The organism is Euzebyales bacterium (assembly GCA_035461305.1).
Classification (GTDB): Bacteria; Actinomycetota; Nitriliruptoria; order Euzebyales; family JAHELV01; genus JAHELV01.
On the sequence record DATHVN010000216.1, the window covers coordinates 1 to 5,790 of the forward strand.

Sequence of the window (5,790 nt, forward strand, 5' to 3'; positions counted from 1 at the left end):
TTCGCATATTCTGCGTAGGAGCCTGGGATCGAGTAGCCGGTGTTCTTCTGACGAGGACACAGGGTCTCCCAACCGTCCACGCAGTACTCGCACCGGCCACACGCCCACCCGAGCCAGGGCAGCGCGACGCGGTCGCCCTCCGAAAGATGCTCGACGTCCTCGCCGAGGGCCACGACACGTCCGACCCCTTCGTGCCCGGGGATGAGCGGGAGGCTCGGCTTGACTGGCCAATCCCTATGGACCGCGTGGATGTCGGTATGGCAGAGACCCGACGCTTCGATCTTGACGACGACCTCGTGACGCCCCGGCTCGGGCGGTGGTATGTCCTCGATCATCAGGGGCCCACCGAGCTCGTGGCAACTGCCTTCATGGCAACCTCGTTTCCCTTGCTCCATCTGAACATCTCTGACTTCGACAGACAGAGTCAAGGCCTTTGGAGGAGATCTCGCCGCCCGAGCTGCTGGTCGACGACCTGCGCTCGCCGTTCCGTTCGTACTGGTGAGCCACGGTCGGCGGCACCGGTCACACGGTCGACGTGATCAGCGTGGCACTGCGGCCGAGCGCAGCGGCGTACCGGTCGACCTCGGCCTGCAACGCCACGGCTTCGGCCTCGTCGAACGGCCGGTGGAGGGCCACCTCGACATCGACCTGCGCCGCCCGGACCCGCCCGTCGCCAGCGGCCGGCGATCTGCCCGTCCACGATCACCAGTGCCGATGGCAGGCCTGGCGTGCCGCGGCGCTCCGCCTCGGCCCCGGACAGGTCGATGACGTCCCGGCTGTCCCGGTAGCCGACCACGTACTCGTCGAAGGACTGCAACAGTCGTATGACGGACCCGTCCGTCGGCGAGGTGGTCCCCGGTGGCGGCGGGCCGGCGGCCAGGTAGGTGCGGTCGTCGACGGTCTCGGGGTACAGGCGATCACCGACCTGCTGGAGTCCAGCCTCGATCTGACGCATCGTGAGGCTGGACCACCAGCGGAAGTCCTGCACGGTCGCCGGACCGTGTCCGGTGAAGTACCGCAGCGTCAGCTCGGCGACCCTCTGCGACGTCCGCTGGTTCGCCCCACGCGCCGGCGCCCGGTCCTCGAGCAGCGCGTAGGTCTGCTGGCGCCCTCGCATGCGGCCGCTGCAGATCACTCCCTCGAGCTCGGCGTGCATCACCAGGTGCTCCAGCGCCTGACCAGTAACGTCGATCCCACCGGCGGCCAGCTCCTCGGCCAGCGCGGCGCGGGTACGGTGCGCACCGTCGGACAGCGCGGCGCGGATGCGGTCGTGGGCGCGGGCGAACACCTCGTCGTCGAACCCGTGCCTGCGGTAGTAGGTGCCGTTGTGGACGTGGATCCGCGGGGCCGTCAGCTCGAGCATCCAGCCGATGTCGGCCGGCGTCACGTAGTGCCACGTCGGGCGCAGCACGTGGGTGCGCAACAGCTCGCCGTCATCGAGCAGGCGCTGGACGTCAGTGACCGTGGCGCTGGGAACCCGCTGTGCGACCGACCACAGCGCGATGGCGTGGTCCTGTGCCTGGACGGCGCCCAGCGTCGCGACGACGTCGGCCGGCGAGACGAACCCCGGCCCGACGAGGCCCATCGTGTGCAGCCGCCACCGTGCGATGTCAGACCTGGTCAGCTGCGACGTCACCGCGGCGACCTCCGTCGACGGACGGCATGCGTCACCAGTCGATCCGGCGGTGTGAACTGGCTGACGGTGAACGTTGCGCCCTGCGGGTCGCGCAGCAGGGCGTGGCGGGTCCAGACGTCATCGCCGGAGATCACGACGGTCGCGCCGAGCCGTCCGCCGTCGCGACGATGTCGTCCCGGTCCGCCACGGCGAACGTGACGTGCCAGTGCGCCGGCTCGCCGTCATCCGTCACCACGAGGCCGCCGATCACGTCGGCGAAGCCGTCGGGCGCCGACCCCTGCCGCTCATGGATGCCCGGGTCGATCGTGGCGGCCAGGTGGTCGCCGTACCCGGGCACCTGCAGCATCGTCCCGGTGCCCTGCGCCAGGTCGGCGTCGATCCAGGCGAACAGCGGCCGGTAGAAGGCCATCGCAGCGGCGCGGTCCGGCGTGTGCAGACCGCTGAAGTTCCAGGTGCCGGGAGCGTTGACCAGCTGGGCGCCAAGCCGCCGTCGCGCCTGCCACAGGTGGAACCGGGCGCCGGCCGGGTCAACGCACGTCGCGACCCGGCCGCCCAGGCCGGCGTCCTCCGGCGGGGAGACGACGGTGCCGCCACCGGCCTCGACGCCGGCTGCCGTGGCGTCGGCGTCGTCGACGGCGACGTACGTGTTCCACGCTGCCGTGTCGGTCGGCGTCGGGCCGATCGCCGCCACGTCCTGCCCGTCGAGCGTGGCGATCAGGTACGCGCCCGGCGCATCGGGAGGCGTCGCGTCGGTCAGCTCCCAACCGAACAGGCCGGCGTAGAAACGGCTCGCGGCGTTCATGTCGGGCTGGCCGGTGTCGACCCAGCACGTGACGCCGTGGAGATAGGTCCGTCGCCTGGTCATGCCTTGCTCCGCTCGGTCGGGGCAGCCGCGGGCTGGACGGCGTCCAGCGCGAGCCGGTCCAGATAGTGCTGGTTGTACATGACCCCCAGCACGTTGCCGAACGGATCAGTCACCGCAGCAGTGACGAAGCCGGGACCGCGCTCGGTGACGGGCTCGTAGGTCGTGGCGCCCATGGCGAGCAGGCGCTCGATAGCCGCCCCGAGGTCGTCGACGTGCCAGTACAGGATCGCGCCACCGGTGCCGGTGTCCCAGCCGTCGGGTGCCCAGCTGCGTGCCACGATGCCGAGCTCGTGCTGGTGATCGCCGACCCGGAACTCGACGTACGCAGGTTGCTCGGCGTCGGGGCGCTGGAAGTACGCGTCGGTCCCGAGGAGCTCGCAATACCAGTCGCGCGCGGCGGACACGTCGTCGGCCCAGTAGCTGATGGTGGTCATGCCTCGCAGCATCGGCCGGTTCCTCCTGTGATGACTGTTCGATTCGGGTCACGACCAGTATCCGCCACAAAAGCGCTCATCCTCTGATCACGTTGTCGGTATGTTCATGGCATGCGCGCGGACCGCCTCGTCGCCGCCCTCCTGCTGCTGCAGGCCCGGGGCCGCATGACCGCGGCCGCGCTGGCCGACGAGCTCGAGGTGTCGGTGGCCACGGCTCGCCGCGATCTGGAGGGGCTCGCCGCGGCGGGCATCCCGATCTATCCACAGCCGGGCGCGGTGGCGGGTGGTCGCTGCTCGGCGGTGCCCGGACCGACCTGACGGGACTCACGGCGGACGAGGCGCGGGCCCCTGTTCTTGCTGGTCGGTCCGTCCGCCGGCGCATCCCCGCAGGCGACCTCTGCGCTCCGCAAGCTGGTGCGTGCCCTGCCTGCGACCTTTCGGGCTGACGCCGAGGCGGCGGCTGCCGCCATCGTCGTCGATCCGGCGGCCTGGGGTGATCGCGGCGAGGACGGGCGGACGGAGCTCGTCGGGGTGCTCCAGACCGCGATCGCCCAGCGGTCGACCGTCCAGCTGACCTACGTCGACCGCAGGCGTCGAGGATCGACCAGCACGATCGAGCCGTGGGGTCTGGCCGACAAGGACGGCGTCTGGTACCTGCTGGCCGGTACGGAGCACGGCCGGCGAACGTTTCGTGTCGACCGCATCGTCGACGCCGAGGTCACCCCCGACCACTTCGAACGTCCGACGGACCTGGAGTTGTCGACGGCTTGGGAGGAGGTCGTCGACGAGGTCGAGCGGCGCCGGGCGCGGACGACGGCTACCGTCACCGTCGCTGGTCGGTTGGCGCGGTTCCTGGAGCAGTAGTTCGGCCGGCACAGCCGCCGGGTCGCCGATCTGGACGATGGCCGCGTCCGCGTCGAGGTGGCTGCGCCCACAGCTCAGACCATCGCCGTGCAGCTCGCCGGATGGGGGTCGATGCTGGAGGTCGAGGCCCCACAGGAGGTTCGCGCCGAGCTCGCACGCATCGGTGCCGAACTCGTCGACCGCTACCGGTCGCAGGCGTGACACGCCACTGCGCTCGTCCGTGCGCCGGGCTTGTGTACGTCCAGTGGCTGGCCAGCAGAGCGCCGGCCGCGAACGCCTGCACCAGCGCCCCGGTGCGCCCGCTTGCGGGGTCCAGCAGCAGGCACCCGGCCGCTGCGGACACCGCGGAGACCGCCACGACCGCCGACCACATCAGCACCACCCGGCCCCGGGGCCATCCGGCCGCCTTCAGGCCGCTGGACGACGACATTCCCTCGGGCAGGTTCGACAGCGCGACGCCGGCGAGCAGCGACAGGCTCCACGCCACCCTGCAGCACCGTGAGGCCGAGCACGAACGACTCCGGGATCCCATCCAGCACCGACCCGAGCACGATCGCCAACGGTGAACCCTCCGCCTGCGCGCCCGACGGGTCCTTCCGGCCCGACCCACCACGGCGCTCCAACAGCCAGTCGCCGATCGTGAACACCGCCGCACCGACTAGGACCAGAAGCGCGACCCAACCGACGGTCTGGGTCTCGAGCGCCTCCTCGACCAACTCGAACGAGACCGAACCGATCAGCACGCCTGTTCCCAGCGCCGTCACCAGCGCGATCATCCGCCGACTCGGCGCCAGCAGATACGCGATCAGCGCGCCGACCAGTAGAGCGGATCCTCCCAGCGCTCCCCAGCCGAAGGCTGCGATCATGTCACGGCACCGTCACGAGGCCGACCCGCGCTCGTCCGCCGCGACCTCCATTGCATGCTGCATCGCGATGAGCGGCGACACACCATGCTGGGGCGACCGAGGCCCTCGCCTGCCCCGTGTACCACCTCACTGTCTGCGTCGACCGTCACGTCAGCGTGCACCCGGCAGTATGAGCCGCGCTCACGCCCACCGGATGGATCTGCCTCGGCCGCGGCCAGGTCGTGGTGATCGGTCCTGCTGCGGCCGGCCGCAAAGAGCCGCGTTCCGGGCGGCGACGAGGCTGACGGGTTGATCGCCGCGGCAGTGCGGCCTGTTGTGGAGGCCCTGCCGAAGCCGGCGCGCGTCGTGCATACGGTTGCGTGGGTCGATGACCCGTGTCGCTGGTTCAACCGGGCCTGCAGCCGTAGGGCGGAGCAATGAACCGCACATGGTGCTCCAGTTGCTGCACCCAGCCGCTGCTCAGCGTTCGGGACGTAGGCGGTCGCTGAGGACGTCCCGCAGGCTGACGATCCCCTGCAACCTGCCGCGTTCGGTGACAGGCAGGTGACGAAAGCCATGGCTTATCATCGTCTCGGCAGCGTCGGCGGAGTCCATGTCGCCGGTGGCCGTCACTGGGTCCGGCGTCATCCAGTCGCGCACCGTCGAGGTCGAGAGGTCGACCCTTCCGGCGGCCGCGCGCAGGACGTCGCGCTCCGTGAAGATGCCTATGAGGGTGCCGGAGGCCATCACGAGCACCGATCCGAAGCGACCGCGCACCATGGCCTCGGCGGCCTCGGCCACCGTGGCGTCTGCACCGACGGTGTGCACCGACGTCGTCATGAAATCCTTCAGCGCCGTCATCAGCCACTGCCACCCAGTTCGTCAACCTCGTCTTCGTCGGCCGGGCTGGACGAGGGCATCTCAAGGTCGGCGTTCAGCCGCCGCCACAGCGCCCCGCACCACCGGGCAACGGCCGGCCACTCCCGCCAGTACACGTGCAAGGTCGCAGCGTCGAGCAGTTCAGCAGCCTCATCGGCGGTCAGTTCGCCGGCGACGCCATTCAGCGTGTCGAGTGCTTCGATCAGCCTTGCCCCAGGATCACCCATAGAGCCCGGTTCTAGCACGGGTTTGGCACGGTCGACACAG

7 protein-coding genes and 1 pseudogene are annotated in these 5,790 nt (G+C 70.4%); 2 read left to right on the forward strand and 6 right to left on the reverse strand.

Going from position 1 to position 5,790, the window contains the following annotated elements; genetic code table 11:
* Nucleotides 1-424 precede the first annotated feature (424 nt).
* The 3 genes from VK923_19825 to VK923_19835 all read right to left on the reverse strand — a co-directional run bounded on the left by VK923_19825 (nucleotide 425) and on the right by VK923_19835 (nucleotide 2,935).
* On the reverse strand, nucleotides 425-1,636 hold the full coding sequence (locus VK923_19825; protein ID HSJ46928.1) for a crosslink repair DNA glycosylase YcaQ family protein: 1,212 nt from the start codon (nucleotides 1,634-1,636) through the stop codon (nucleotides 425-427).
* Nucleotides 1,637-1,766: 130 nt separating this feature from the next.
* Nucleotides 1,767-2,501, reverse strand: a complete 735-nt coding sequence (locus VK923_19830; GenBank protein HSJ46929.1) for a VOC family protein — start codon at nucleotides 2,499-2,501, stop codon at nucleotides 1,767-1,769.
* Nucleotides 2,498-2,935: a VOC family protein gene (locus VK923_19835; GenBank protein ID HSJ46930.1), complete on the reverse strand. Its 438-nt coding sequence runs from the start codon at nucleotides 2,933-2,935 to the stop codon at nucleotides 2,498-2,500. The genes VK923_19830 and VK923_19835 overlap by 4 nt, the downstream gene beginning before the upstream one ends.
* A gap of 111 nt (nucleotides 2,936-3,046) precedes the next feature.
* Here VK923_19835 and VK923_19840 point away from each other — a divergent pair, with 111 nt between their 5' ends.
* Together VK923_19840 and VK923_19845 are read left to right on the forward strand one after the other, a co-directional pair.
* The gene (locus VK923_19840) at nucleotides 3,047-3,253 is read left to right on the forward strand and encodes an HTH domain-containing protein (protein ID HSJ46931.1); all 207 of its coding nucleotides are present in this window, start codon (nucleotides 3,047-3,049) and stop codon (nucleotides 3,251-3,253) included.
* Between the two features lie 213 nt (nucleotides 3,254-3,466).
* A pseudogene (locus tag VK923_19845) lies at nucleotides 3,467-4,000 on the forward strand (WYL domain-containing protein).
* On the opposite strand, the gene VK923_19850 reads toward VK923_19845, so the two are convergent.
* The 3 genes from VK923_19850 to VK923_19860 all read right to left on the reverse strand — a co-directional run.
* Nucleotides 3,982-4,665 carry a hypothetical protein gene (locus tag VK923_19850; protein ID HSJ46932.1) on the reverse strand — a complete coding sequence of 228 codons (684 nt, stop codon included), beginning with the start codon at nucleotides 4,663-4,665 and terminating at the stop codon, nucleotides 3,982-3,984. The pseudogene VK923_19845 and the gene VK923_19850 overlap by 19 nt on opposite strands.
* Before the next feature lie 459 nt (nucleotides 4,666-5,124).
* The gene (locus VK923_19855) at nucleotides 5,125-5,505 is read right to left on the reverse strand and encodes a CBS domain-containing protein (GenBank protein ID HSJ46933.1); all 381 of its coding nucleotides are present in this window, start codon (nucleotides 5,503-5,505) and stop codon (nucleotides 5,125-5,127) included.
* A partial coding sequence (locus VK923_19860; protein HSJ46934.1) for a hypothetical protein occupies nucleotides 5,505-5,790 on the reverse strand: 286 nt, incomplete at its 5' end. The genes VK923_19860 and VK923_19855, both read right to left, overlap by 1 nt.

Bases quoted from the DNA above. Each gene is read 5' to 3' on its own strand.
- VK923_19850 (HSJ46932.1), bottom strand. From the start codon at position 4,665: ATGATCGCAGCCTTCGGCTGGGGAGCGCTGGGAGGATCCGCTCTACTG.
- VK923_19835 (HSJ46930.1), bottom strand. From the start codon at position 2,935: ATGACCACCATCAGCTACTGGGCCGACGACGTGTCCGCCGCGCGCGAC.
- VK923_19855 (HSJ46933.1), bottom strand. From the start codon at position 5,505: ATGACGGCGCTGAAGGATTTCATGACGACGTCGGTGCACACCGTCGGT.
- VK923_19830 (HSJ46929.1), bottom strand. From the start codon at position 2,501: ATGACCAGGCGACGGACCTATCTCCACGGCGTCACGTGCTGGGTCGAC.
- VK923_19840 (HSJ46931.1), top strand. From the start codon at position 3,047: ATGCGCGCGGACCGCCTCGTCGCCGCCCTCCTGCTGCTGCAGGCCCGG.